22 protein-coding genes and 1 tRNA gene are annotated in these 23,913 nt (G+C 73.0%); 12 read left to right on the forward strand and 11 right to left on the reverse strand.

From position 1 onward, the window contains the following. Positions 1–48: 48 nt before the first annotated feature. From ACF073_RS26305 to ACF073_RS26330, 6 genes are all read right to left on the reverse strand, one after another. On the reverse strand, positions 49–1,704 hold the full coding sequence (locus tag ACF073_RS26305; protein ID WP_392073837.1) for a long-chain fatty acid--CoA ligase: 1,656 nt from the start codon (positions 1,702–1,704) through the stop codon (positions 49–51). A 123-nt stretch (positions 1,705–1,827) separates the two neighbouring features. Then, the gene (locus ACF073_RS26310; protein ID WP_392073838.1) at positions 1,828–2,421 is read right to left on the reverse strand and encodes a SigE family RNA polymerase sigma factor; all 594 of its coding nucleotides are present in this window, start codon (positions 2,419–2,421) and stop codon (positions 1,828–1,830) included. 146 nt (positions 2,422–2,567) lie between these two features. Then, positions 2,568–3,734 (reverse strand): lipid-transfer protein, encoded by a 1,167-nt coding sequence (locus ACF073_RS26315; RefSeq protein WP_392073839.1) that lies wholly within the window; start codon positions 3,732–3,734, stop codon positions 2,568–2,570. Then, a complete protein-coding gene (locus ACF073_RS26320) occupies positions 3,731–4,135 on the reverse strand; it encodes a MaoC/PaaZ C-terminal domain-containing protein (RefSeq protein WP_392073840.1) in 405 nt (134 codons plus the stop codon). Before ACF073_RS26320 ends, ACF073_RS26315 begins: the two co-directional genes overlap by 4 nt. Continuing rightward, a complete protein-coding gene (locus ACF073_RS26325; protein WP_392073841.1) occupies positions 4,132–5,121 on the reverse strand; it encodes a bifunctional MaoC family dehydratase N-terminal/OB-fold nucleic acid binding domain-containing protein in 990 nt (329 codons plus the stop codon). Before ACF073_RS26325 ends, ACF073_RS26320 begins: the two co-directional genes overlap by 4 nt. A gap of 192 nt (positions 5,122–5,313) precedes the next feature. Then, positions 5,314–5,628, reverse strand: coding sequence for a hypothetical protein (locus ACF073_RS26330; protein WP_392073842.1), 315 nt, complete (start codon positions 5,626–5,628; stop codon positions 5,314–5,316). 366 nt (positions 5,629–5,994) lie between these two features. Between ACF073_RS26330 and ACF073_RS26335 the strand changes: the two genes are divergently transcribed. After that, positions 5,995–6,867: a bifunctional DNA primase/polymerase gene (locus ACF073_RS26335; RefSeq protein ID WP_392073843.1), complete on the forward strand. Its 873-nt coding sequence runs from the start codon at positions 5,995–5,997 to the stop codon at positions 6,865–6,867. A gap of 116 nt (positions 6,868–6,983) precedes the next feature. Here the strand turns inward: ACF073_RS26335 and ACF073_RS26340 are convergent. After that, a tRNA-Ser gene (locus tag ACF073_RS26340) sits at positions 6,984–7,070 on the reverse strand. Positions 7,071–7,160: 90 nt separating this feature from the next. Beyond that, the gene (locus ACF073_RS26345; RefSeq protein ID WP_392073844.1) at positions 7,161–8,603 is read right to left on the reverse strand and encodes a S1C family serine protease; all 1,443 of its coding nucleotides are present in this window, start codon (positions 8,601–8,603) and stop codon (positions 7,161–7,163) included. Positions 8,604–8,844: 241 nt separating this feature from the next. Here ACF073_RS26345 and ACF073_RS26350 point away from each other — a divergent pair, with 241 nt between their 5' ends. The 3 genes from ACF073_RS26350 (at position 8,845) to ACF073_RS26360 (ending at position 11,620) form a co-directional block, all read left to right on the forward strand. Beyond that, positions 8,845–9,672, forward strand: a complete 828-nt coding sequence (locus ACF073_RS26350; protein WP_392073845.1) for a glycerophosphodiester phosphodiesterase — start codon at positions 8,845–8,847, stop codon at positions 9,670–9,672. Positions 9,673–9,784: 112 nt separating this feature from the next. Beyond that, positions 9,785–10,468 (forward strand): ATP-binding protein, encoded by a 684-nt coding sequence (locus tag ACF073_RS26355; protein WP_392073846.1) that lies wholly within the window; start codon positions 9,785–9,787, stop codon positions 10,466–10,468. Positions 10,469–10,657: 189 nt separating this feature from the next. Further along, positions 10,658–11,620 (forward strand): DUF5926 family protein, encoded by a 963-nt coding sequence (locus ACF073_RS26360; RefSeq protein WP_392073847.1) that lies wholly within the window; start codon positions 10,658–10,660, stop codon positions 11,618–11,620. 275 nt (positions 11,621–11,895) lie between these two features. On the opposite strand, the gene ACF073_RS26365 is transcribed toward ACF073_RS26360, so the two are convergent. Both ACF073_RS26365 and ACF073_RS26370 read right to left on the reverse strand, forming a co-directional pair. Further along, on the reverse strand, positions 11,896–12,474 hold the full coding sequence (locus ACF073_RS26365) for a hypothetical protein (RefSeq protein WP_392073848.1): 579 nt from the start codon (positions 12,472–12,474) through the stop codon (positions 11,896–11,898). A 55-nt stretch (positions 12,475–12,529) separates the two neighbouring features. Next, positions 12,530–13,195 carry a bifunctional DNA primase/polymerase gene (locus tag ACF073_RS26370; protein ID WP_392073849.1) on the reverse strand — a complete coding sequence of 222 codons (666 nt, stop codon included), beginning with the start codon at positions 13,193–13,195 and terminating at the stop codon, positions 12,530–12,532. A 621-nt stretch (positions 13,196–13,816) separates the two neighbouring features. Between ACF073_RS26370 and ACF073_RS26375 the strand changes: the two genes are divergently transcribed. The 3 genes from ACF073_RS26375 (at position 13,817) to ACF073_RS26385 (ending at position 18,296) form a co-directional block, all read left to right on the forward strand. Next, positions 13,817–15,223: a PP2C family protein-serine/threonine phosphatase gene (locus ACF073_RS26375; RefSeq protein ID WP_392073850.1), complete on the forward strand. Its 1,407-nt coding sequence runs from the start codon at positions 13,817–13,819 to the stop codon at positions 15,221–15,223. Positions 15,224–15,378: 155 nt separating this feature from the next. After that, the gene (locus ACF073_RS26380) at positions 15,379–16,863 is read left to right on the forward strand and encodes an aminopeptidase P family protein (protein ID WP_392073851.1); all 1,485 of its coding nucleotides are present in this window, start codon (positions 15,379–15,381) and stop codon (positions 16,861–16,863) included. 59 nt (positions 16,864–16,922) lie between these two features. Further along, positions 16,923–18,296 carry a PLP-dependent aminotransferase family protein gene (locus ACF073_RS26385; RefSeq protein ID WP_392073852.1) on the forward strand — a complete coding sequence of 458 codons (1,374 nt, stop codon included), beginning with the start codon at positions 16,923–16,925 and terminating at the stop codon, positions 18,294–18,296. A 25-nt stretch (positions 18,297–18,321) separates the two neighbouring features. Here the strand turns inward: ACF073_RS26385 and ACF073_RS26390 are convergent, their stop codons facing one another. Continuing rightward, positions 18,322–18,768: an ATP-binding protein gene (locus ACF073_RS26390; RefSeq protein ID WP_392073853.1), complete on the reverse strand. Its 447-nt coding sequence runs from the start codon at positions 18,766–18,768 to the stop codon at positions 18,322–18,324. A gap of 186 nt (positions 18,769–18,954) precedes the next feature. Between ACF073_RS26390 and ACF073_RS26395 the strand changes: the two genes are divergently transcribed. The 5 genes from ACF073_RS26395 to ACF073_RS26415 all read left to right on the forward strand — a co-directional run bounded on the left by ACF073_RS26395 (position 18,955) and on the right by ACF073_RS26415 (position 23,913). After that, on the forward strand, positions 18,955–19,812 hold the full coding sequence (locus tag ACF073_RS26395; protein WP_392073854.1) for a hypothetical protein: 858 nt from the start codon (positions 18,955–18,957) through the stop codon (positions 19,810–19,812). Between the two features lie 175 nt (positions 19,813–19,987). Beyond that, positions 19,988–20,719 (forward strand): YcnI family protein, encoded by a 732-nt coding sequence (locus ACF073_RS26400; RefSeq protein WP_392073855.1) that lies wholly within the window; start codon positions 19,988–19,990, stop codon positions 20,717–20,719. Between the two features lie 101 nt (positions 20,720–20,820). Next, the gene (locus ACF073_RS26405) at positions 20,821–21,474 is read left to right on the forward strand and encodes an SCO family protein (protein ID WP_392073856.1); all 654 of its coding nucleotides are present in this window, start codon (positions 20,821–20,823) and stop codon (positions 21,472–21,474) included. Further along, positions 21,471–21,926 (forward strand): copper chaperone PCu(A)C, encoded by a 456-nt coding sequence (locus tag ACF073_RS26410; RefSeq protein ID WP_392073857.1) that lies wholly within the window; start codon positions 21,471–21,473, stop codon positions 21,924–21,926. Before ACF073_RS26405 ends, ACF073_RS26410 begins: the two co-directional genes overlap by 4 nt. Before the next feature lie 13 nt (positions 21,927–21,939). After that, a complete protein-coding gene (locus ACF073_RS26415; RefSeq protein WP_392073858.1) occupies positions 21,940–23,913 on the forward strand; it encodes a copper resistance CopC/CopD family protein in 1,974 nt (657 codons plus the stop codon).

Genomic DNA, 23,913 nt, shown 5'->3' on the forward strand with positions numbered 1-23,913 from the left:
CCGCTCACCGGCCGGAGCCCGCGGGCGCGGGCTCCGGCCGCGGGCGGGTCAGAGGCGGGTGATGTCCAGCGATCCCTCCGCGTACCGCCGGCGCAGCACCTTCTTGTCGAACTTGCCGACGCTCGTCTTCGGGACCGCCTCGACGATCGCCCAGCGCTCGGGCAGCTGCCAGCGGGCGATCCTGCCCTCCTCGGCGAGGAAGGTGCGCAGGGTCTCGAAGTCGGCGCCGGCGCCGGGCCGGAGGACGACGGTCGCCAGCGGGCGCTCGCCCCACTTCTCGTCGGGTACGGCGACCACGGCGGCCTCGGTGACGTCCGGGTGGGACATCAGCGCGTTCTCCAGCTCGACCGAGGAGATCCACTCGCCGCCGGACTTGATGACGTCCTTGGCGCGGTCGGTGAGGGTGAGGAAGCCGTCGGGCGAGATCGTGCCGACGTCGCCCGTCTTCAGCCAGCCGTCCTCGCTGAACTTGTCCGACGGACGCAGCGGTTCGGCGTCGGGGCCGTTGTAGTAGGCACCCGCGATCCACGGGCCGCGGACCTCCAGCTCGCCCGCCGACTCGCCGTCCCAGGGGAGCCGTTCGCCGTCGGGACCGGTGAGGCGGCCCTCGACGCCGGCCGGGAAGCGGCCCTGGGTGAGCCGGTAGCCGAACTCCTCGTCCGTGCCGATCGCGTGGGCCGGCGGGCGGGCCACCGTGCCCAGCGGGGAGGTCTCGGTCATGCCCCAGGCGTGGCAGACCCGCATGCCGAGCTTGTCGAACGCGGCCATCAGGGACGGCGGGCAGGCCGCGCCGCCGATCGTGACCTGGGTGAGGGAGGCGACGTCCCGGGGGCGCGCGGTGAGTTCGCCGAGCAGGCCCTGCCAGATGGTCGGGACGGCCGCCGCGTGGGTGGGCCGCTCGCGCTCGATCATCTCGGCGAGCGGGGCCGGCTGCAGGAAGCGGTCCGGCATCAGCATGTTGACGCCGGTCATGAAGGTGGCGTGCGGCAGGCCCCAGGCGTTGACGTGGAACTGCGGGACCACGACGAGCGAGGTGTCCTGGTCGGTCAGGCCCATCGACTGGGTCATGTTGACCTGCATCGAGTGCAGGTAGACCGAGCGGTGGCTGTAGACGACGCCCTTGGGCTCGCCGGTGGTGCCGGAGGTGTAACACATCGCGGCGGCCTGGCGTTCGTCCAGCTCGGGCCAGTCGTAGGCGGTGGGCCGGCCCGCGATCAGCTCCTCGTACTCGTGCACCCGCGCGGTGGCGGCCGCGAGCGGGGAGCGGTCACCGGGGCCCGCGACGACGATGTGCTCCACCGTCGGCAGCCTGGACAGCAGCGGCGCGAGCAGCGGGATCAGCGAGCCGTTGACGATGACGACGCGGTCGGCGGCGTGGTTGACGATCCACGCCAGCTGCTCGGCGGGCAGCCGCAGATTGAGCGTGTGCAGCACCGCGCCCATGGACGGGATCGCGAAGTACGCCTCGACGTGCTCGGCGTTGTTCCACATGAGCGTGGCGACCCGGTCGTCGCGGCGGATGCCGAGTTCGTCCCTGAGGGCGTTCGCCAGCTGCACCGCGCGCGTTCCCGCCTCGGAGAAACTGCGCCGCTGCGGCTCGTCCTCCCCGGTCCAGGTGATGATCTGCGACCGGCCGTGGACCAGCATCCCGTGCTCGAGGATGCGGGTGACGGTCAGCGGTACGTCCTGCATGGTGCTCAGCACGGCGTCCTCCTGGGCGACATTGCCTACGCGGGAGTAGAGGTTGCGCCGATTCTCCGTGCATACCACGCGGTATGTCACTAGGTGTTATGTCACTGTGCTGAAGGGGACTGGTCTCCGTCCGCTCTAACGGGCCCGCACCAGCTCGGGATCCTCGCGGAGCTTGGACAGCGCGCGCGACACCGCCGACTTCACCGTGCCCACCGACACGCCGAGCACCTCGGCCGTCTGGGCCTCGCTGAGGTCCTCGTAGTACCTGAGGACGACCATCGCCCGCTGACGGTCCGGCAGCTTCAGGACCGCCCGCCACATGGCGTCGCGCAGCGCCTGCCGCTCGGCCGGGTCGTCGCCGCCCTGCTCGGGGTCCGGCTCGGGCAGCTCGTCGCAGGCGAACTCGTCCACTCTGCGCTTGCGCCACTGGGAGGTGCGGGTGTTCAGCAGCGCCCGGCGCACATAGCCGTCGAGCGCCCGCTGGTCCTCGATCCGCTCCCAGGCCACATAGGTCTTGGCGAGCGCGGTCTGCAGCAGGTCCTCGGCATCGCACGGGTTCGCGGTCAGCGAGCGCGCGGTGCGCAGCAGGACCGTCTGACGGGCCCGCACGTACGACGCGAACGACGGGTAGGCGGGGGTCCCGGCGCGCGCGTGGAGGCGGGCGTGCGGGACGGTCTGCCGCCCGGGAGCGGCGGCGGCCGAGGCGCTGGTGCAGACGGGTGTGGTCATGCCTCCACGCTAGAAGCGGGTCCCGCGCCGGGGATCGGCCGCAGGTCCCGAAGGAGAGTCCCCCTCAGGTTGTAGGGCTGGGGCCCGCCCCACCTCCTGAAGGTGGACTGCGGGTCAGCCCCGTCTGCGGGTCGGACCCCGAGACCTCAGCCGTCCGCCGTCAGGACCAGCCCCGATGTAGGCACCCCGGTGCCCGCCGTCACCAGGGTACGGGCCGCCCCCGGAACCTGGTTCACGGCCGTGCCCCGCAGCTGGCGCACCGCCTCCGCGATGCCGTTCATCCCGTGCAGGTACGCCTCGCCGAGCTGGCCCCCGTGCGTGTTCAGCGGCAGCCGCCGCTCCGCCACGAAGTCCGCCGCCTCCCCCTTGCCGCAGAACCCGAACTCCTCCAGCTGCATCAGCACGAACGGGGTGAAGTGGTCGTACAGGATGCCCACGTCGATGTCGTCCGGGCCGAGGCCGCAGGTGCGCCACAGCTGGCGGGCCACCGCGCCCATCTCCGGCAGGCCGGTCAGATCGTCCCGGTAGAAGCTGGTCATCTGCTCCTGCGCCCGGCCCGCGCCCTGGGCCGCGGCGGCGATCACGGCGGGCGGCCCCGGCAGGTCCCGGGCCCGCTCCACGGACGTGACGACGAGCGCCTGCCCGCCGTCGGTCTCCTGGCAGCAGTCCAGCAGCCGGAGCGGCTCGGCGATCCAGCGGGAGGCGGCGTGGTCGGCGAGCGTGATCGGGCGGCCGTGGAACCAGGCGGCCGGGTTGGTCGCCGCGTACCCGCGGTCCACGACGGCCACCTGCCCGAACGCCTCCGTCGTCAGCCCGTACGCGTGCAGGTACCGCTGGGCCGCCATCGCCACCCAGGAGGCCGGGGTGAGCAGCCCGAACGGGAGCATCCAGCCGAGCGCCGCCCCCTCCGCCGTGGGCTCCCGGTGCCGCACGCCCGCGCCGAACCGGCGGCCCGACCGCTCGTTGAACGCCCGGTAGCAGACCACCACCTCCGCCACGCCTGCCGCCACCGCGAGCGCCGCCTGCTGCACGGTGGCGCAGGCCGCCCCGCCGCCGTAGTGGACCCGGGAGAAGAAGGACAGCTCGCCCATCCCGCAGGCCTGGGCCACGGTGATCTCCGGGCTGGTGTCCATCGTGAACGTCACCAGGCCGTCCACGTCCGCCGGGGTGAGCCCGGCGTCGTCGAGCGCGGCGCGCACTGCCTCCACCGCGAGCCGCAGCTCGCTGCGCCCGGAGTCCTTGGAGAACTCGGTGGCCCCGACGCCGGCGATCGCCGCGCGTCCGCCGAGGGTGTCACGCGTGCGCAGGCTCATGAGGCGGCCTCCGGGTTCGTCACGGGCACCGTGACGGTCACCGTGCCCGTCACATGGGCGCCGAGCCCGTTGGCGCCGAGGACCCGGACGACGGCCGTGTCGCCGTCGACCTCCTCGACACTGCCGGTCAGCACCATGGTGTCCCCCGGGTAGTTGGGTGCCCCCAGCCGGATGGCGACCCTGCGCAGGATCGCCGTCGGGCCGAAGTGGTCCGTGATGTACCGGCCGACCAGGCCGTTCGTCGTCAGGATGTTCATGAAGACGTCCGGGGCCCCCTTCCGCCCGGCCAGCTCCGGGTCGTGGTGCACGTCCTGGTAGTCACGGGAGGCGATCGCGCCCGCCACGATCAGGGTGCGGGTCACCGGGATCCGCAGCTCGGGCAGCCGCTCGCCGGCCCTCACCGGTCCACCGCCCGGAACACCGGGAGGGTCAGCTCCGCGTCGTACCGCCGGAACACCAGCCGCACCGGCAGCCCGACGCGCACCTTGTCGTACGGCACCCCGACCACGTTGCTCACCATCCGCACGCCCTCGGCGAGTTCGATCAGCCCGACGGCGTACGGCCCGTCGGCTCCGGCGCCTCCGTCGGATCCGTCGGGTCCGGTGCCGGATTCCGTGAAGGCCGGGAAGTGCGGGTGGTGCATCACCACGTACGAGTGAACGGTGCCCTCGCCGCTCGCCTCCACCGTGTCCCAGTCCAGGCCGCCGCAGGCGTTGCAGCCGGGCAGCCAGGGGTGGCGCAGGGTGCCGCAGCCGGTGCAGCGCTGGATGAGCAGGCGGTGAGCGGCCACGCCCTCCCAGAAGCCCGCGTTGTCCCGGTTGACCACCGGGCGGGGGCGCAGCGCCCCCGGCTTCCCGGGCTCGGCGCTCCTCTGCGGCGCGGCGGGCGGTCGGGGCGCGGGGGCGTACTTGAGGATGCGGAAGCGGTGGGTGCCCGCCGGCTCGCCGCCCACCCGGACGTCCGTGCGGGTGGTGACGAAGTAGCCCGTGCCCAGCTTCGTCGTCTTGCGGCCGGAGACCTCCTCGATCACCGTGTCGAAGGCGACCTCGTCGCCCGGCCGCAGGGGCCGCAGGTACTCCTGCTCGCAGTCGGTGGCCACGACGGCGGTGCAGCCCGAGGCGTCCAGCAGGCCGAGGAGTTCGTCGTAGGCGCCGGTGCGGTCCTGGTGCCCGGACAGGCCGGCCATCGTCCAGGCCTGGAGCATGGCGGGCGGGGCGATGGCCTCCGGTCCCGTGTAGGCGGGGTTGGTGTCGCCCATCGCCTCGCACCAGTGCCGGATCATCGGCGCGTTCACCGGGTCCTTGCCGGTGCCGGCGACGGCGGCCGGCCGGCCCTCGAACTCCTTCAGACGCGCGCCCAGTGCGTCGTACCCCTGCTCGTCGCTCACGCCACCACCCCCTGGCTCGGGCCCGGACGGTTTCTGACTGTCCGTCAGATACGGTGGAGTGTCAAGGTCGGGCACGCCCGCACCGGACCGGGAAACGCCGACGCGGCGGCACCGAAGTGCCGCCGCGCTGACGTGTTGCGACCCTGAAGCGCACCCCCAGAGGCCCTCCCCACGAGGGACCTCAGCTGAGCGTCACCACCACAGCTGGGTGAAGTGGACGGCGACGTTCTCGTTGCCCTGCTGGATGGCGGTCCACGCGGACCCGTTCACCTGCGCGGTGTTGCTCTGGTTCGAGGCGCCCGCGCCCACCGCGTTCTGCTGCGTGGTGTTCGAGTTGCCGTTGTTGTTGTGACCCACGCCGCTGCCGATGACGCTGGCCACGCCCGCGTTCGATCCGTCGTCCGCGACACCGCCGTTGTCCGCCGCCGCGACACCGGTGAAGAGAGCGGCGGCCAGCGGAAGAGCAGAGACGGCGGCGAGAACGCGGGCGGTACGGATGCTTGCCATGTTGTTCCTCCAGAACCAAGCACTCAGGCCCGAGGGCCAGGAGTATGTGAACTACGGCTTGTATCAAGGCAGTTGGCCGACCGCCTCGACTGTCGTGGACGACGTCGCGCCTCAAGAATTGCCCACCGAATCCCCGGCGAACCACCCCGGAACCCCTGATTCGCACGCAAGCGTGATGACAAGTCGATAAACCCCTATCGCCACCTTTGGTCATCCCACCCCCCGGTCCGGCCCAGTAGGGACTTCCACCCCTCAAGCGACACAAGGGATGAATCGTTCCGGCACTTTTCCGGTCAATCCGTTCCGGCCCGGCGCGTCGCCGATGACGCCCTTCCCTTTTTCGAACGTACGTACGAACATGAATGCATGGCCACCACCGACCGGCAGGCCACGACGCTGGCCCTCGCACACGCCCTGTCAGCCGCCGAACGCGGCCTGGCCGTGATCCCCCTGTCCCGGACGAAACTCCCGGCCCTGCGCTCCCCCCACCGCGACGACCCCGACCCCGCCCCCTGCCACGGCGCGTGCGGCCGCTTCGGGCACGGCGTGTACGACGCCTCCACCGACCCGGCCCGCATCCGCCGGCTCTTCGCCGCCGCCCCCTGGGCCACCGGCTACGGCATCGCCTGCGGGCTGCCCCCGTACCACCTGATCGGCGTCGACCTGGACACCAAGTCCGGCACCGACTCCTCGGCCGCGCTGCGCGAACTGGCCCTGCGGCACCTGTTCACGATCCCCGAGACGGTCGTCGTCCTGACCCCGAGCGGGGGCCGCCACCTGTGGCTGACCGGGCCGCCGGACGCGGTCGTGCCCAACTCGGCCGGCCGGCTCGCCCCCGGCATCGACATCCGGGGCGCCGGCGGCTACCTGGTGGGCCCCGGCTCCCGCACCGACCACGGTGTCTACGCCGCCGCGCCGGGCACCGCCCAGCTGGCGCCGGCCCCCTGCCCGCCGTCCCTGCTCCGCCTCCTGCTGCCCCCGCCGCGCCCCCGCCACGCGGCGTCGCCCGCCCCCGGCGACCACGGCCGCGGCCTGGTCCAGTTCGTCCTCTCGGCCCACGAGGGCCAGCGCAACACCCGGCTCTTCTGGGCGGCCTGCCGCGCCTACGAGAACGGCATCGGCGCCGCCCTGGCGGCCCCCCTGACCGAGGCGGCCCTGCACACCGGCCTGTCGGAACGCGAGGCCCGGGCGACGATCGCGTCGGCGGCCCGGATGACCGGGCACCGCCCGGCCTGCTGACCCCGCCGGGCCCGCGGCACGTCCGCGTCGCCTTCCCGGACCCGCCGGGGACCACACGGAAGGGGCGCCTCCCTCGGGAGACGCCCCTCGCGTCCGGCATCCGGGCCGAACCGCTGCGGTGGGTGTGGGATTTGAACCCACGGTGACATCGCTGCCACGACGGTTTTCAAGACCGTTCCCTTAGGCCGCTCGGGCAACCCACCTCTGTCCCGCCACCGGGGGCAGGGCTGGTACAGCGTACCGGGATCGCGCCGGGACGTGCGGGCGTGGTCCGCCTCGGGCGCCGGACGGCGTCAGCTGTCGCCCTCCCGGGCGCCCAACGTCAGCTCCACCGTGTGGTCCTGGCCGCCCCGCTTGTAGGCGATGGTGACCTTGTCGCCCGGCTTGTGGGTCCAGATCTCGCCGATCAGGGTGGGGCCGCTGTCGATCACGTGGTCGTCGAGCTTGGTGATGACATCGCCGGGCTTCAGGCCGGCCTTGGCCGCCGGTCCGCCCGACTCGACCGCCGCGGCGCCGCCCGTGCCCTGGTCGGTGATCTTGGCGCCGTCGGTGGACTCCTCCAGGGAGACGGAGGCGCCGATCCTGGCGTACACCGGCTTGCCGGTCTTGATCAGCTGCTGGGCGACGTACTTGGCCTGGTTGATCGGGATGGCGAAGCCCAGGCCGATCGAGCCGGACTGGCCCGAGCCGAAGCCGCCGCTGCTGCTCGACTGGATCGCGGAGTTGATGCCGATGACCGCGCCGGTGGCGTCCAGCAGCGGGCCGCCGGAGTTGCCGGGGTTGATCGACGCGTCGGTCTGCAGGGCGCTCATGTACGACGCCTTGCTGGTGGAGCTGCCGTCGCTGGAGGCCACCGGGCGGTCCTTGGCGCTGATGATGCCCGTCGTCACCGTGTTGGACAGCCCGAAGGGGGCTCCGATGGCGATGGTCTCGTCGCCGACGGCCACCTTGTCCGAGTCGCCGAGGGCGAGCGGCTTGAGGTCGGACGGGGCGTTCTTGAGCTTGATGACCGCCACGTCGTAGCCCTGTGCGTGGCCGACGACCTCGGCGTCGTACTTCTTGCCGTCCGGGAAGGTGGCGGTGAGCTTGCCGCCGTCCACCGCTTCCGCGACGACGTGGTTGTTGGTGACGATGTGGCCCTGGGTGTCGAAGACGAACCCGGTGCCCGTGCCGCCCTCGCCGTTGTTGCTCTCGGCCTCGATGGTCACCGTGCTGGGCAGCGACTTGTTCGCCACGCCCGCGATCGTCCCGGGCGCGCGCTTGACCTGCGTGGCGCTGTCGGACGCGGAGACCGTGGTGGAGCCGCGGTCGTCCCGGTCCCGGGCCAGGGTGTAGCCGAGGCCGCCGCCCAGGCCGCCCGCGACCAGCGCGGCCACCAGGACCGCCGCCACGAGCCCGCCGCGCCCGCCGCGCGGCCCGGGGGCCGGCTGCTGGTACGAGGCTCCCCAGCCGGCGCCGGGGCCGCCGGGGCCGCCGTCGGCGTAGGCCGGGGTGGCCGGCGGCGGGGGCGGCCAGGAGCCGTCGGGGGCCTGGCCCGCCGGGACCGGCTGGTGGAACGTGCTCTGTCCGGGTGAGCCGGGGGCCGCCGGACTCGCCGGGGGCACGGGCGGAAGCTGAGCCGTCGGTGCGTTCCCCTCGGGCGCCGGGCCCTGCGGGGAGGCGGCGGGAGAGGCCGTCGGCACGGGAGGTGCGGACGGCGCCGGGGGTACCGGGTTGCCCTCGTTCTCGGTGCTCACAGCTGTTTTCTCCTCGGTCCACGCCTGCAGTCGTCAGTCGTACTGGTCAACACTCAGCTTTTCCCACAGGCCGTCAGAGCACCATAAGCGGTGCCTGTGGGTCCGGCACCCGTCTTTATATTGGATCTTTTATGACTATTAAGGCAAAAGTTACATAAATGAACAGGGCGCATGTGCCCGTTCGCCACCCGGACGCATAGGCGCCGCCCCGTGTACCCGGCGACGGTGGCACCATGACGCGGTGACCCACGCACCACAGCACTCGCTCCAGGTCGTAGCCCACCGGGGCGCCTCCGAAGACGCCCCCGAGCACACCCTCGCGGCCTACCGCAAGGCGATCGAGGACGGCGCCGACGCACTGGAGTGCGATGTACGCCTGACCGCGGACGGCCATCTGGTCTGCGTCCACGACCGGCGGGTGAACCGTACCTCCAACGGCCGCGGCGCGGTCTCCGCGCTGGAGCTGGCCGAGCTGGCCGCCCTCGACTTCGGCTCCTGGAAGACGCGCGAGGCCTGGCGCACGCGCGACGAGGAGCCCGACTGGGAGCACCGCCCGGAGGACCGCGAGGAGACCTCCGTGCTCACCCTGGAGCGGCTGCTCGAACTGGTCGCGGACGCCGGGCGGCGGGTGGAGCTGGCCATCGAGACCAAGCACCCCACGCGCTGGGCCGGCCAGGTCGAGGACCGGCTACTGACGCTGCTGAAGCGGTTCAGCCTGGACGCGCCGGCCTCCGCCGCCGAGTCCTCGGTCCGGATCATGAGCTTCTCGGCGCGTTCGCTGCACCGGGTGCGCACCGCGGCGCCGACGCTGCCGACGGTCTACCTGGTCCAGTTCCTCTCGCCCCGGCTGCGGGACGGGCGGCTGCCCGCCGGGGTGCGGATCGCGGGCCCCTCGATCCGCCTCGTGCGCAACAACCCCGGCTATGTGGAGCGGCTGAAGCGGGCCGGCCACCAGGTGCATGTGTGGACCGTGAACGAGCCCGAGGACGTCGACCTCTGCGTGGAGCTGGGCATCGACGCCATCATCACCAACCGCCCGCGCGAGGTGCTCCGGCGGCTGGGGCGCTGAGCGCACCCTTCCCCGCCCGAGACCGCCCGAATCCGGCCAGAACGACCGCTGTCGAAGCGTGTGCGTCACAGGGAGTGCTCCGGCGCGTTCGCTGCGTGTACGTCCCTGTTGAATGCGTCACCGGAAGAGGATTGGCCGGTTTCCGGTACAGGCCAATGGGGCATCCAACCCCTGGCGTGGGGCGAAGGAGGTCTCGGGGGTGGCGTTGGTGGTGGCACAGGAAGTGCCCACGTCGTCGAGCATGGCCGTACCCCATGGCCCTGCGGGCGTGGGCAAGGCACGGCACCGGATGCGGGCGCAGCTGCGCAGCGGTGGCGTATCGGAGTCGGTCATCGACGATGCCGTACTGATCCTTTCGGAGCTGTTGAGCAATGCGTGCAAGCACGGGCGGCCCCTGGGGGACGCGCCGTCCGGGGACGGCGACGTCCGGGCCGCGTGGGAGGTCGACGCGCGCGGGCGGCTCATCGTGGAGGTCACGGACGGCGGGGGCCCGACCCGCCCGGCGCCGGCCACTCCGTCGGTGACCGCGCACGGCGGCCGGGGGCTGAACATCATCACGGCCCTCGCCGACGACTGGGGCGTCCGGGACGACACCCGCGGCGAGGTGACGGTCTGGGCGCTGGTCCACGAGGACGTCCACGATCCCGATGCCGGGTGCCGTCATGACGCTTTCGCTACGCGCGTCACTCGCACCCCGGCCCCGGAGCTGCCGCTCTCGGGCATCACGGCCCGGGACGTGCGGCTGCCCGACCTGTCGGAGCTGGATTTCGCGGACGCCTTCGAGGACCTGGACTGACCGGGCGCGCGCGGCCGGCAGGGGCCCGCCGCCATCGGGCCGCCCGGCCGGCGCGGGCCCGCGAGGGGCCCGCGGATTCACACCACCGGCGTCGAGCGTGCGTGCGTTGTCCACAGGTTCCCGTCGGCCATGGCCCGAACGGCTAGGCTCCCGCCGTACCAGAAGAGCCGTAACCGGGAGACACCCACCATGGCCAAGAAGCGACCCCAGACGAAGTCCGAGCCGAAGCGGATCGACGGGGAGGTCCCGGTAGTCGGCGCCCGCGAGCCCTGCCCCTGCGGCAGCGGCCGGCGGTACAAGGCCTGCCACGGCCGGGCCGCCGCGCACGCCGCGACCGAGCTGGTACGACGCCCGTTCGAGGGCCTGCCCAGCGAGTGCGACTGGGTCGCGCTGCGGGAGCTGGTCCCGGCCGCGACGGCCGAGCTGCCCCTGAAGGACGGCCTGCCCGAGGGCGTCCCGTCGGTCACGCTGGCCACGGTGCTGCCGATGGCCTGGCCGGCGCTGCGCCGGGACGACGGCTCGGTCCTGCTCGGCCTGCAGAACGACACGGCGTCCGGCGACATCAGCCGCGACCTCGCCGACACCCTGCTGCGCGCGCTGGAGGCCGAGCCCGGCACCCCGGTGCAGGGCCGCCGCGCCCCCGCCGAGGGCCCGCGGCTGCAGGACCTGCTGGACCCGGAGGGCGCCTTCGAGCCGGTCGTGCACAGCGGCTTCGAGTTCTGGGTGCCGGACGCGGAGAACGCCACCCCGGAGGTGGCCGCCTCCCTGGAGCGGGCCAACGCCGCCGCCATCCCCACCGTGAAGCTGTCCGGCGTCGACGCCGCGTACTGGTGCGAGACCCCGGAGAAGAACCACCTGCGCTGGGTCATGCCGCATCCGGAGGAGCAGCTTCTGGACGCTCTCGCGCGCCTGCACGCGGCCGGCCGTTCCGCCCTGACGGAGGGCACCAGGCTCGTGGGCTCCTTCCGTGCTCACGGCCTGACCGTGCCGGTGTGGGACCTGCCGAGCGGGGTCACCGCCGAGGACGTGGAGAAGCCGGCCGCCGAGTTCGCCGAGCGCCTCGCCGCCGCCCTCGCCGTCACGGAACCGCTCACCGCGGACGAGCGCCGGGCGCGCGGCGGGCTGACCAACCGGCAGGTCACGCTCAGCTGATCCGGCCCCGCCGCGGGTGTCACGGCTGACTGGTCGGTCAGCCGTGACACCGTGCCGCACCACAGGTGACTCCTGTCACAACTCCCGGTTCTGACAGGGAAATCGGTGTCCGAATCGCCAAGTCGGAATTTGCGAACCGCCGATCTCTTGTTACCGTTCCAGTAGCCCGGTTGCTGGTGCATCCCCCGTCGCCAGCAACCGGGCCTTTCCATGCCCGCGACCGCGTCCCGATCCGGTGCGCACGGCGCCATGGGCCGCCAACTTGCGCGTACCGCCTAGGAGTTGCTGCCCGAGCGGAGCAGCAGGCCCCCGTCCGCGCCGCGAGCGGCGAATTCGGTGACGGCCGTGTAGGCGTCCGGCAGGCCCCTGCTGCGCTCGCGCGGGGTCTCACAGGTGGCGGGCTCGTCGTCGGCCCCGGTGGCACAGCGGATCTGCACGGTCCGGCCGCCCGGCCCCATCAGGCTCAGCACGGATTCCAGCCCCTCGCCGGTGGCATTGCGGTAGTAGGTGCGCGCCCAGGTGTCGTCACCCTGCGTCAGCACGCACGTCTGCGCCTCGATGCCGTCGGGCGAGGTGAGTTCGGGGCCGCAGCGGGTGGCGGTGGCGAGCCCGAGGCCGAGCAGGAAGGGGGAGCGGCGGGCGGTGTCCGGGTGGGACTTGGCGTCGCCACGGGGAGCGGCCGGCGCGGCGGCCCGCCCGGCGGTGTCGCCCTCCTGCCCCGCGGCCGCCATGGTCAGCGGCAGCGCGGCCACGCCCGCCACGACGACCACGAGGGCGAACAGACGGAGCCTTCGGGGGTCCCACTCGCCCCCGGGCGACTGTGCGGCACTGTGGCGGCCGGAATGACGCAGCATGTGCGGAAGATAACGAGCCAGTGGCGCCCACCCGCCCTGACCGCGCCCGACACCCCTACAACTCGGGTGCGCTCACACCCGTACGAGTGAGGGCGTCGACCACGGCGTCCACCACGGCCTCCACGTCGGGCACCCAGGGGGAGGCCGAGCCGGGCAGCGGGGCCCGCTCCCAGCGGACGGCGCCCTGGCCGGTCTCGGACGGGGGCAGGGCGAGATAGCCGCCCTCGCCGTGGAACCGCAGGGAGCCGGGGACGAAGTCCTTGGCGTAGAGCAGCTCACCCAGCTGCTCCATGGAGTACGGCTTCACGAGCAGCGCCCAGCGGGTCGGCGCGGCGACCACCGGGCCGAGCCGCATGCCGCGCCGGTCGAGCAGGGCGAGGGCACGGGAGGCGGCGAGCGCCGGCAGGCTGACCGCGCAGGGCGCCGTGCCGCCGGTGGCCAGGACGATCGGGGCGGCCGGCCGGTTGGTCCACCACCAGCGCACCATGCGGGCGTCCGTGGTGGCCGCGAGCAGCCCGGGGTCGAAGGGGTGCGCACCGGGAACCGTGCACTCCGGGTCGGGGCAGGCGCAGCGGGCCCGCCCCCGGGGGTCCGGCGCCACGCCCGGGAGCACCGGCCACCGGTATTCCGCCGCGAAGGTCAGGGCCGCGTCGATCAGCTCAGGCCTCCGGCCGTTCCGCCTGGACAGGAGCCTGCGTCGCTTTCCGGGGATCTCGCGCATGAGCGCTCGTTCCTTTCCGTTGCACCGCTGGCAACACCGAGAGCCACATCACACCATGTGTCGATCACTTCACTGTGCGTATCAAATGGCGCATCACACCCCTGCGCACGGCATGGGGAACCCCAGGAACCCCATGGGGTCGAGCGTTGGCCGCGTCCGCTTCCGTAGTGCGTCTATCAAAAGCACGGTTGCGGTGTGGGGGTGGCGAAGTCTGGCGTTTTGCCGTCGCGCGTATTTCTCTCCGCCTCCGCCACGGGAGGATGGGGCTCGGCCGTCGGTGGCTATGACGCCCGGGTCCGTCGCCAGGTTCCGGGCGGCCCCCAACCACCCCTGGCCTTCTCCGAGTACGTACCCATCACGACCGCTGTGACGCTCTGTGGAGCAAGGCCAGTCGACCGCAATGAACCGATACCTAAGGCAGTTTTCAGCCAACTTGGCAGTAAGGCAAGGGGTTCGGGAAAAACCCTCGTCCGCCCCATGGACACCAGGAATCCCCGCAGGACAATGCTGGACATCCCCTCACGAGTGCGTGTACATGTGGAGACACTGCTAGCGGCGCAGAATGACATGGGGGTTTGCGATGCTTCTCAGCAATACGCACCGGTCTGAAGGCCGGACGCCATGAACGCCCCGCACTCTGCGAAAGTGGCCGGAATCGATTCAACGGCTCCCTCATCCGCACACACTGTCGCGCCCGCCCCTCCCGTACCGGGCTCCGGTCCCGTCCCGGACACCGCGCCCGCCCCCGTCCCCGCACCGCACCCGCCCGCACCCGGCGCGCTGCTCCAGGACCGGCTCGCCGGCTGGGTCTCCGACCTCACGACCCTCCACGAACTCACCGAGCGCCTCTCCGGCACCAGCGCGCTGGACCCCGCCCTGCACGAGCTGCTGCGCGCCGGCGCCTCCCTGGTCGGCGCCCGCCGCGGCCTGGTCGTCCTGGAGCCGGGCGACGGGCTCGGCCCCCGCACCACCGTCGGCCTCGGCCTCGGCCACGCCGACCTCGGCCACATCGAGACCGTGCCGCGCGGCGCCCTGCCGTACGACACCGCGGGCACCGCCGAGATCGTCCACCCCGATCTGCTCGCCGAGGACGGCCTCGACCCGCGGCACCGCGAGGTCGCCGCCCGTCTCGGCTACGCCGCCAGCTACGCCCTGCCGCTCGCCACCGACTCCGCCGGCCGCCTGGGCGCCGTCGTCTGGCTCTACGACGAACCGGCCGAGCCGCACGAGCGCCGCCGCCACCTCGCCGGCCTGTACGTCCGGCACGCGGCCGAGCACCTCGCCCGGCTGCTGGAAGTGGAGCGCACGCGCGCGTGCGTGGCGACCATCACCGAGGAACTGCTGCCCTCCCGGCTGCCCCGGGTCGCCGGCGTGCAGCTCGCCGCCCGGCACCGCACGGGACCGCGCGGCGGCGGCGACTGGTACGACGCGCTGCCGCTCCCGGACGCCGCCCTCGGCCTCTCCGTCGGCTCGGTCACCGGCTCCGGGCCCAGCGCGGTGGCCGCCATGGGCCGGCTGCGCGCCTCCCTGCGCGCGTACGCCGTGATGGAGGGCGAGGACCCGGTCGCCGTCCTGTCCGACCTGGAGCTGCTGCTGCGGCTGACCGAGCCCGCCCGCTCGGCCACCGCCCTGTTCGCCTACTGCGAGCCCGCCCTGCGCAAGATCACTCTGGCCGGGGCCGGGCACAGCCCGCCGCTGCTGATCGGCGAGCGGCGCACCGAGTTCGCCGAGACCTCCGTCTCCGCGCCGCTCGGCATGCTCGCCTGCTGGGAGGCGCCCAGTGTGGAGTTCCAGGCGGAGGCCGGGGAGACGGTCCTGCTCTACACCGACGGGCTGCTGCACCGTACCGGCGACCCGATGGACCGGGCCTTCGCCCGGCTGCACGCCGCCGCGGCGGGCGTCCCGCGCGCGGTGCGGCACGATCCGGGGGCCGTCGCCGAGCACGTCCTGCGCGCGGTCCTGCCGGACGGACTCGACACGGCCGACAGCGAGGAGGACGTGGTCCTGCTGGCGGCCCGCTTCGACTGAGCGCACCGCGGTCCGCTGGCATGACCGGGCATAACAGGTCATCCGGACCCCGCCCGCTCCCGGTACGACCGTACGATGATGGAGGCCCCGCTCGGCCACAAGCAGGAGCGTCCCGGGCCCCGGGGGAGATCACCAGGCGTATCGAGGAGGATCACGTGTCCGACGAGCTCAACCCGGCTGTGCCCGATTCCGCTACCGCGGAGGGCCCGGAGACCGAGTCCGAGGAGACCGTCAAGCAGCGGAAGAACGGCCTGTACCCGGGTGTCTCCGACGAGCTGGCCGAGAACATGCGGTCCGGCTGGGCCGACACGGAGCTGCGCGACCTGAAGCCGATCGAGCAGGCCGGGCACACCGCGCGCCGCCGTGCCGCGCTCTCCGCCCGCTTCCCGGGCGAGCGGCTGGTGGTCCCGGCGGGCAACCTGAAGACCCGCTCGAACGACACCGAGTACCCCTTCCGCGCGTCCGTCGAGTACGCGTACCTCACCGGCGACCAGACCGAGGACGGCGTCCTGGTCCTGGAGCCCGAGGCCGACGGCCACCGCGCGACGATCTACCTGCTGCCGCGCTCGAACCGCGAGAACGGCGAGTTCTGGCTCTCCGGCCAGGGCGAGCTGTGGGTCGGCCGCCGGCACTCGCTCACCGAGTCCGAGGCGCTGTACGGCATCCCGGCCGCCGATGTGCGCGAGCTGGCCGGCGCGCTGCGCGAGGCCACCGGCCCGGTCCGGGTGGTGCGCGGTCACGACGCCGGCATCGAGGCGGCCCTGACCGACAAGGTCACCGCCGAGCGCGACGAGGAGCTGCGCGTCTTCCTCTCCGAGGCCCGGCTGGTCAAGGACGAGTTCGAGGTCGGCGAGCTGCAGAAGGCCGTCGACTCCACGGTCCGCGGCTTCGAGGACGTCGTGAAGGTCCTCGACAAGGCCGAGGCCACCTCCGAGCGCTACATCGAGGGCACGTTCTTCCTCCGCGCGCGCGTGGAGGGCAACGACGTCGGCTACGGCTCCATCTGCGCGGCCGGCCCGCACGCCTGCACCCTGCACTGGGTGCGCAACGACGGCCCGGTCCGCTCCGGCGACCTGCTGCTGCTCGACGCCGGCGTGGAGACCCACTCCCTCTACACCGCCGACGTCACGCGCACGCTGCCGGTCAACGGCACGTACAGCGAGGTCCAGAAGCGGGTCTACGACGCGGTGTACGAGGCCCAGGAGGCCGGTATCGCGGCCGTCACCCCGGGCGCGAAGTACCGCGACTTCCATGACGCCGCGCAGCGCGTGCTGGCCGCGAAGCTCGTCGAGTGGGGTCTCGTCGAGGGCCCGGTGGAGCGGGTCCTGGAGCTGGGGCTCCAGCGCCGCTGGACGCTGCACGGCACCGGTCACATGCTCGGCATGGACGTCCACGACTGCGCCGCCGCGCGGACCGAGACCTACGTCGACGGCACGCTGGAGCCGGGCATGGTGCTGACGGTCGAGCCGGGCCTGTACTTCCAGGCCGACGACCTCACGGTGCCGCAGGAGTACCGGGGCATCGGCGTCCGGATCGAGGACGACATCCTCGTCACCGAGGACGGCAACCGAAACCTTTCGGCCGGTCTGCCGCGCCGCTCCGCCGATGTGGAGACCTGGATGGCCTCGCTGAAGGGCTGACGCCACACTGAATGGCCGGGTACCGATGGGTACCCGGCCATTTTCACGTTGGGGGGATCGTGAACGACTTCTGGTCCGGCGTCGGCGTCGACCTGCACCTGGAACCGGACTCGGCGGACGGACGCCGGGTCGGGCTCGAACGGGCCCTCAGGGACGCCGTGCGCGACGGGCGGCTCACGCCCGGCGTCCGGCTGCCGGCCACCCGGCGGCTCGCGGCCGACCTCGGCATCTCGCGCGGCACCGCCAAGGCCGCCTACGACCAGCTCGTCGCCGAGGGGTACCTGACGGCGCGGCAGGGTTCGGGCACCCGGGTCGCCGAGCTGCCGGCCGTGGCCGCCGAGGAACCGGGAACGGCCACGCGCGCGCGTACGCCGCGTTTCGACCTGCGCCCGGGCAGCCCGGACGTCGGCGCGTTCCCGGCCGCCGCCTGGCTGCGCGCGCTGCGCCGGGCCATAGCGACGGCCCCCTCGCTGGCGTACGACTACGGCGACCCGCGCGGCCGGATCGAGCTGCGCACCGCGCTCTCCGGCTATCTGGGGCGGGCCCGCGGGGTGCTCGCGCCGCCGGAGCGGATCGTCGTCACCTCCGGCTATGTGCAGGGCCTCGCGCTGCTCACCCGCGTGCTGGGCGGCGCCGCCGTCGCCATGGAGGACCCGGGGCTGCCCTTCCACCGGGAGGTGGTCCGGCACAACGGCGGGACGGTCCTGCCGGTCCCGGTCGACACGCGCGGGGTGCGCCCCGGGGAACTCGGCGGGGCGGCGGCCGTGGTGGTCACACCGGCCCACCAGTACCCGACCGGGGTGACCCTGCACCCCGAGCGGCGCCGGGCACTCACCGACTGGGCGCGCGCGCACGGCGGACTGATCGTCGAGGACGACTACGACGGCGAGTTCCGCTACGACCGGCAGCCCGTCGGCGCCCTCCAGGGCATGGCACCGGGCCAGGTCGTCTACCTGGGCACCGCCTCCAAGACGCTCGGCCCCGCCCTGCGCCTGGGCTGGATGGTGCTGCCCCCGCACCTGGTCGACGCGGTCGCCGACGCCAAGCTGCACAGCGACCACCACACCGAGACGATCGGCCAGCTCGCGCTCGCCGAGCTGATCGACAGTCACGCCTACGACCGCCACGTGCGCGCGTGCAGGCTGCGCTACCGGCGGCGCCGGGACCAGCTGCTGGAGCGGCTGGGGGCGCGGCGCAGCGTGCGCGGGATCGCGGCCGGGCTGCACGCGCTGATCGAGGTGGAGGACGAGGCCGGGGCGCTCGCCCGGGCGGCGGCCGAGGGGCTGGCGGTCGGCGCCCTCAGCGAGCACTGGCACACCCCGGGGCCGGGCCGGCCGCAGGGCCTGGTCGTCGGCTACGGCACCCCGCGGGAGCGCGCTTATCCGCAGGCGCTGGATGTCCTGGCGAAGGTGCTGGACACGGCGGGTCCGTAGCGGGCGGGCCGGTCCGGGTGCGCCGCTAGGCCGTGAGCAGGGAGGGATCCTTCTTCCACTTGAGCAGCTTGTCGAAGCTGACCACCGTCCCGGTGCCCCGGCCGGGCTTCACCCCGATGTGGACGTGGTCGGCGAGCTCCCGGATCAGACAGAGGCCGCGGCCGTGCTCGGCGTCCGGGCGGGCGGGCCGCACCTCGTGGCCGAGGGCGAGACCGGGACCGGAATCGGTCACTTCGATACGGCACTTCTCGCCGTCGAGGTAGGCGGTGACCCGGTACGCCTCCGAGGTGCCGGACGCCGCGTCCCCGCCGTGCTCGACGGCGTTGGCGCAGGCCTCGCTCAGGGCGACCGACAGGTCGTAGGAGATGTCCGGGTCGACGCCCGCCGTCTCCATGGTGCCGATCAGCAGTCGGCGGGCGAGCGGCACGCTCGCGGCCTCGCGCCGCAGATGGAGTGACCACCAGATGCTCATGCTCCAGCCTCCTGGCCGCGGCTCGACATACCGTTACGTATTGCCGCCCGTACGGAGCCGTAAGCACTCTTTTGAGGTGACTCCGCCCATACAGCCGATGCGCCGGGGGAGGAATCGGTGTATGAGGGACGGCCTCGGCGACCTGCCGTATGCCGTGGGTAAGGGCAGTGCGATGATGAGCGCGCCATGACTGCCCCCCACATGCGCACGGCGCGTCCCGGAGCCGGGCTCCGGATTCTGCGGGCCGCGGTGTTCGCCGCGGTCTGCGTCGCGCTGGCCGCGTGCGGGCATGCTCTGGCCTCCTGCGCGCAGGTGCCGCTGTGGACCCTGGGCGCGGGCTTCCTCGGCGCCCTGCTGCTCGTGGTGCCGCTCGCCGGACGGGCCCGCTCGCTGCCCGGGATCGCCGTGCTGCTCGCCGTCGGCCAGACCGGGCTGCACACGCTGTTCGGCCTGGGCCAGCACGGGACCGCGATGGCCGGGATGCCGATGGGGCCGACGGCCGCCACCGGATCCGCCGGATCCACGGGGGCGACGCTGAGCGACGGCGCGCTGGTCGAGCAGGCCGCGCGGCTGCTGTGCGGATCGACCCCGGTGTCCCTCAGCCCGGGGCACGCCTTCCGGCTGCTGCTCGACGCGCGCCTCATAGACCGCTCGGGCCGGCCGACGGCCGTCCTGGGCGCCTTCCCGCACGGGCACGACGTCACCGGCGCCTCGGCCGGCCTGCTGCCGTCGCTGCCGATGCTGCTCGGGCATGTGCTCGCGGCCGTCGCCGCCGGCTGGCTGCTGCGCCGCGGGGACCTTGCCGTGCTGCGGCTAATCGAACTGTCGGCGCACGGAGTCACGGAGGGGGCGCTCGTACGGTCTCTGCGCGCGGCGCTCGCGCTGGCGCGCGCCCTGTGCGCCGGGCTGCTCCCCGCCGCCGACCCCGGCCCGCGCGGCCCGCGCCCCGACCGCGACGAGGCACCGGCCCCGCACACCGCCGCGCTCCAGCACACGGTGATCCGGCGCGGCCCGCCCGCCGCCGCGTTCCTTCTCGCCGCCTGACGCGACGCGACCACCACTCCAGCGGAACCGGAAACGGGGAGCCGGACAGGAGGGCCGCCGTCGTGCGGCACGCGCGCGTGCGCACATCCGGAGCGCCGGCCACGAGTGGTCCGGCCCCGCGCACGCGTACTCCTGATCACCATCGGACCTCACCCGGAGTGGAGTACTCCCTGCCATGAAGGCTTCTCGTATCGCCGCCGCCACCCTCGTCGCGGGCTCGGCCGTCGTCGTCCTGTCCGCCCCCGCCTTCGCGCACGTCAGCGTGCAGCCGGAAGGCACCGCGGCCAAGGGCGGCTACGCGGTCGTCGACTTCAAGGTCCCGAACGAGCGCGACAACGCCTCGACCACCAAGATCGAGGTGAGCCTTCCGGCCGACCACCCGATCGCCTCGGTGATGCCGCAGCCGGTTCCGGGCTGGAAGGTCGCCGTCACCAAGTCCAAGCTGGACAAGCCGCTGACCATGCACGGCGAGAAGATCGACGAGGCCGTCTCCAAGGTCACCTGGACCGCAGACGGCAAGGGCATCGAGCCCGGCTACTTCCAGAAGTTCCCGCTCTCCCTCGGAGCCCTGCCGGAGAACGCCGACGAGCTGACGTTCAAGGCGATCCAGACGTACTCCAACAAGGAGGTCGTGCGCTGGATCGAGGTGCCGCAGAAGGGCCAGGACGAGCCCGAGAACCCGGCCCCGGTCCTTGAGCTGTCCGCCGCCACCGAGGACCACCACGGCTCGGCGGGCGCCACCGACACCGCCGACAAGACCGACAAGACCGAGAAGACGGCCGCCGCCTCGGACTCCGGCAGCGACAGCGACACCACCGCGCGCGTGCTCGGTGCGGCCGGCATCGTCATCGGCGTCGCGGGCGTGGCCTACGGCGTCCTCGCCGGCCGCCGCCGGAACGCCGCCTGAGCCCTCGGGTCCGCGGCGCGCACCGGGTGTCGTACGGCGACGTGCGACACCCCGTACGACCCCGGTGCGCGCCGGAGTTCACACATCTGGGACATTTTTCTATGCGCAAGAAGACGTTCGCCGCGGCCGTACTGCTCGCCGCCACCAGCCTGACCCTGTCCGCCTGCGGCTCCGGCGACGACGCCGCGTCACCGGTCACCGTGGTCTCGGGCGGGTCCGACCAGGGCAAGGCCGCCACCGTCCTCGACCAGCCCTTCACCAAGCCGGACCTGGTCCTCACCGACACCCACGGCAAGAAGTACGACCTCCGCAAGGAGACCGCGGGCCACCCGACCCTGCTCTACTTCGGCTACACGCACTGCCCCGACATCTGCCCGGCGACGATGAGCAACATCGCCGTGGCCAAGAAGGCGCTGCCCAAGGCCGAGCAGGACGATCTGCGGGTCGTGTTCGTCACCACCGACCCCGGCCGCGACACCCCCGCCGAGCTGGGCAGGTGGCTCAAGGGCATCGACCCCCGGTTCATCGGCCTGACCGGCGACTTCGCCAAGGTCAAGGCCGGTGCCCGGTCCGTCGGCATCGCCATCGAGCCGACGAAGAAGGACAAGAGCGGCAAGCTCGTCTCGGTGCACGGCACCCAGGTCATCGCCTTCTCCCCGAAGACCGACGCCGGTTACGTCCTCTACGGCGAGCGGGCCACCGTCGACGACTACACCAAGGACCTGCCCGAGCTCGTGAAGGGGGCCAAGCCGTGAGGCGCCGTGCCGTCCTGACCGCGGGCGCGCTGGCCGGCGCCCTCGCCCTCACCGGCTGCTCGGGTTCCGGCGCCGCGAAGGCGGAGCTGTCGGTCGCCTCCTCCTACATGCCGCAGCCCGTCTCCGCCGACATGGCGGCCGGCTTCCTGACCATCACCAACAACGGCGGGACCGACGACAGGCTGACCTCGGTCAGCAGCGCGGCGGCCGGCCAGGTCACCATGCACAGCACCGTCGGCGGCGCCATGACGGAGGAGTCCTCCTTCGCCATACCGGCCCACGGCCGGCTCGTGTTCAAGAGCGGCGGCAACCATCTGATGTTCGAGAAGCTGAAGCACCCGCCCCGGCAGGGCCAGACCGTCACCGTCAAGCTCACCTTTGCCAAGTCCGGGCCCCTCACCGTCGAGATGCCGGTGAAGTCCGCGACGTACAACCCGTCGACCGGCCACTGAGGGAGGGACCACCGTGACCCGGACCATCGCCCCCCGCCTGCGGATCCTGCTGCTGCTGTGCCTCGCCGTCACCGGCGCGCTCCTGGCGGGCGCCGGACCGGCCTCCGCCCATGCGGCGCTGACCGGCAGCGACCCCGCACAGGGGGTGGTGGCCGACAAGGCGCCCACCCAGGTGTCGCTCACCTTCTCCGAGAAGGTGGCGATGAGCGACGACTCGCTGCGCGTCCTCGACCCCAAGGGCAAGCCCGTCCAGACGGGCAGCCCCGCCAACGTGAGCGGCACGACGTACGCCGTGAAGCTCAAGAGCGGCCTGGCCAAGGGCACGTACACCGTCACCTACCAGGTCGTCTCCGCTGACAGCCATCCCGTCGCCGGCGCCTACACCTTCTCCGTCGGGGCGCCCTCGCAGACCGTCGTCTCCGGCACCGGACCGGTCGCGGGCGGCGGAGTCGTGGGCGGGCTCTACGCCTTCGGGCGCTATGTGTCCTACGCCGGCTTCATCGTGCTCGCCGGCGGCGCGGCCTTCGTCCTCGCCTGCTGGCAGCGCGGCGCCGGGGTACGGGCCCTGCAGCGGCTGGTCGTCGGCGGCTGGATCACGCTGACCGCGGCCACCCTGTGGCTGCTGCTCCTGCGCGGCTCGTACACCAGCTCGGGCAAGGTCGCCGACGTCTTCGACCTCGATCTGCTCGGCCAGGTGCTCCAGACCAAGACCGGTGCCGCGCTGGTCTCCCGGCTGCTGCTGCTCGCCGCCGCCGCGCTGTTCGTCGCCGTCCTCTTCGGCGCCTACACCCGGCGGGAGGAGGGCACCGAGAAGCGTGACCTGACCTTCGGGCTCGCGGTCGGCGGAGTCGTCGTCGCGGCCGGGCTCGCGGCCAGCTGGGCCATGGCCGAGCACGCCTCCACCGGACTCGAACCCGGCCTCGCCATGCCGGTCGACGTCCTCCATCTGCTGGCCGTCGCCGGCTGGCTCGGCGGCCTCGCCGCCCTGCTGGTCGCGCTGTACCGGGCGCCCGCCGACACCCCGGTCGAGGCCGCCGCCGTCCAGCGCTTCTCCCGGCTGGCCTTCGGTTGCGTCGTCGCCCTCGTCGTCACCGGCGTCTACCAGTCCTGGCGGCAGCTCGGCTCCTGGTCGGCGTTCACCGAGACCCGCTACGGGCAGCTGCTGCTGGTCAAGATCGGGCTGGTGGCGGTGCTGGTCGGCATCGCGGCCGTGTCCCGGCGGTGGACCACGCGGCTCACCGACCCGGTCGTCCGCGCGGGCAAGGCGAAGAAGGCCCAGGTCCGGGCCGCGCAGGCCCGCACGGAGAAGGAAAAGGAGAGGGAGAGGGAGAAGGAGCAGGTCACGGCCTCCAAGGCGACCGGCAGGGGCGCTGCCGGCGGCAAGGGCACCGGCACCGGTGACTCCCAGCGTGCCGCCCAGCTCGCCCGGCAGCGCGCCGCCGTCGACGCCGCCCGGCAGAAGCGGCTGCGGGACGGCGACCCGAACCGCTTCGGTCTGCGCCGCTCGGTGCTCGCCGAGGCCGGTGTCGCCGTCGTGCTGCTCGCCGTCACCACCGCGCTGACCCAGACCGAGCCGGGCCGCACCGAGCAGGAAGCCAAGGCGGCCGGCGCCGCGCAGAGCCGCTCCGGCACCTCGGCGTCGTCCGGCGCACTCACCCTGGACATGCCGTTCGACACCGGCGGCACCGACGGCAAGGGCGTCGTCAGCATCGACCTCGACCCCGCACGCGTGGGCGGCAACGAGATGCACGTGTACGTCCAGCGGCCCAACGGCCGGGCCTTCGACGTCCCCGAGGTGAAGGTCTCCCTCACCCAGGAGGCGAAGAAGATCGGCCCCCTTCCGGTCGACCCCGACCACATCACCACCGGCCACTGGTCGGCGAGCGGCGTGCAGATCCCCGTCGCCGGCGACTGGAAGGTCGCCGTCACGGTCCGCACCTCCGACATCGACCAGGTGACCGTCTCCAAGAACGCGCAGATCGGCTGA

This window comes from Streptomyces sp. NPDC015171, assembly GCF_043079545.1.
Classification (GTDB): domain Bacteria; phylum Actinomycetota; class Actinomycetes; order Streptomycetales; family Streptomycetaceae; genus Streptomyces.

Bases quoted from the DNA above. Each gene is read 5' to 3' on its own strand.
- ACF073_RS26370 (WP_392073849.1), bottom strand. From the start codon at position 13,195: ATGCGCGAGATCCCCGGAAAGCGACGCAGGCTCCTGTCCAGGCGGAAC.
- ACF073_RS26310 (WP_392073838.1), bottom strand. From the start codon at position 2,421: ATGACCACACCCGTCTGCACCAGCGCCTCGGCCGCCGCCGCTCCCGGG.
- ACF073_RS26315 (WP_392073839.1), bottom strand. From the start codon at position 3,734: ATGAGCCTGCGCACGCGTGACACCCTCGGCGGACGCGCGGCGATCGCC.
- ACF073_RS26365 (WP_392073848.1), bottom strand. From the start codon at position 12,474: ATGCTGCGTCATTCCGGCCGCCACAGTGCCGCACAGTCGCCCGGGGGC.
- ACF073_RS26395 (WP_392073854.1), top strand. From the start codon at position 18,955: ATGACTGCCCCCCACATGCGCACGGCGCGTCCCGGAGCCGGGCTCCGG.
- ACF073_RS26375 (WP_392073850.1), top strand. From the start codon at position 13,817: ATGAACGCCCCGCACTCTGCGAAAGTGGCCGGAATCGATTCAACGGCT.
- ACF073_RS26400 (WP_392073855.1), top strand. From the start codon at position 19,988: ATGAAGGCTTCTCGTATCGCCGCCGCCACCCTCGTCGCGGGCTCGGCC.
- ACF073_RS26360 (WP_392073847.1), top strand. From the start codon at position 10,658: ATGGCCAAGAAGCGACCCCAGACGAAGTCCGAGCCGAAGCGGATCGAC.
- ACF073_RS26355 (WP_392073846.1), top strand. From the start codon at position 9,785: ATGCGTCACCGGAAGAGGATTGGCCGGTTTCCGGTACAGGCCAATGGG.
- ACF073_RS26405 (WP_392073856.1), top strand. From the start codon at position 20,821: ATGCGCAAGAAGACGTTCGCCGCGGCCGTACTGCTCGCCGCCACCAGC.
- ACF073_RS26330 (WP_392073842.1), bottom strand. From the start codon at position 5,628: ATGGCAAGCATCCGTACCGCCCGCGTTCTCGCCGCCGTCTCTGCTCTT.
- ACF073_RS26335 (WP_392073843.1), top strand. From the start codon at position 5,995: ATGGCCACCACCGACCGGCAGGCCACGACGCTGGCCCTCGCACACGCC.
- ACF073_RS26390 (WP_392073853.1), bottom strand. From the start codon at position 18,768: ATGAGCATCTGGTGGTCACTCCATCTGCGGCGCGAGGCCGCGAGCGTG.